Source organism: Gordonia rhizosphera NBRC 16068, assembly GCF_000298195.1.
Classification (GTDB): Bacteria; Actinomycetota; Actinomycetes; order Mycobacteriales; family Mycobacteriaceae; genus Gordonia; species Gordonia rhizosphera.
This window is the reverse complement of record NZ_BAHC01000108.1, coordinates 1-1,195: the sequence shown is the minus strand read 5'-3', so window position 1 is coordinate 1,195 and position 1,195 is coordinate 1. Positions and strand designations below refer to the sequence as shown.

Below are 1,195 nucleotides of genomic sequence, written 5' to 3'. Positions count from 1 at the left end.
GCGGGCGCGACCGGCGCCGCCGGCGTCAGCGGCGGTGCCGGGTCGTCCGGGGTCGCGGCCGGCGGTGGTTCGGTCGGTGGTGGTTCGGCTGGGGGTGGTGTGGCGCGGATGTCGGCCGCGGCCTCCAGCGGGGGCGGCGGCTCGGCCGGCGCAGGTTCGGGCTCGTGGGGTGGTGCCCGCGCCGGGGGCGGGTCGATGTCGGCGACGTCGGCGGTCCCGGCCACCGCGGCGATGCCTGACGCCGGCTCGTCCAGTGGTGGTGCGGGCAACCGGTTTTCGGCCGCGCATGACGCCGCGCATGACGTGCTGGGCGCCACCGGGGTCATGTCGCAGGCGGCGGAGAACTTCTTCGACGGTGCCGATGACGGCCTGTCAGCAGAGGGGGGGTTGCGGTGAGCGGCACCCCGTCCGAGCGCAATGCGCTGCTGCTGTATGGCCGGTGGGAGCGTCCGCGCTCCACGGGCCTGTTCGGGATGACCTGGGGCGTCACGATCGTGGCTGGCGTCCTGGTCATCGCCATCATTGTCAGTTTCGTGGTCACCCAGTCACTGGTGGTGGCGGGTGTGTTGATCGCGGTCTCCGTGGTCGGGATGGCCCCTCTGGTCTACTCCCGCGACGGCCGCACCGGATGGGAGATGACGGTGTTGCGAACCCAATTCACCTGGGCGCGGTTGCGCAGGCAGACGGTGTACCGGGGCGGGGTGTTCGGGCAGGTGCCCGGTACCGCGCGGCTGCCCGGGATTGCGGCCGGCTCGCACATGTACGGCTACGAGCTGCGTGACGGGCAGCGGTTCGGGCTCATCCACTACCCCGCGAAGAACCATTACTGCGTCAGTCTGGCGGTGCAGCCGCAGGGTCAGGAACGCGTGGATCAGTGGCAGATCAACGAATGGGTCGCCGCCCAGGGCGATTTCCTGGCCCGGTTGGGTTCGGCGCGCGGCGCGGTCGGCGCTGAGGTCGTGGTGGAGTCGGTGCCTGATGCCGGTGCGCGGATCGGGGCGGAGGTGCGCCGGATCACCGACCCGGCCGCGCCGGCGTTCGCGCGGGAGGTGATGGCCGAAACGGTGTTGACCCGCGGGTCGGCGCGGGTGCGCTCGGATGTGCGGCTCACGCTGACGTTCGCGCCGCTGCGCGAAGCGTCCTCGCGCGAGGTGGCCGATCAGGCCGCCGAGATCGGCCGACGGCTGTCGACGTT

Annotated in this window: 1 protein-coding gene and 1 pseudogene; both read left to right on the top strand. The window is 72.3% G+C overall.

Annotation, left to right across the window (positions count from 1 at the left end; all coding sequences use genetic code 11):
- A pseudogene (locus GORHZ_RS12510) lies at window positions 1–396 on the top strand (hypothetical protein); the annotation flags it as partial.
- The coding region (locus GORHZ_RS12505) for an SCO6880 family protein (RefSeq protein ID WP_006333468.1) at window positions 393–1,195 on the top strand (803 nt) is incomplete at its 3' end. The pseudogene GORHZ_RS12510 and the gene GORHZ_RS12505, both read left to right, overlap by 4 nt.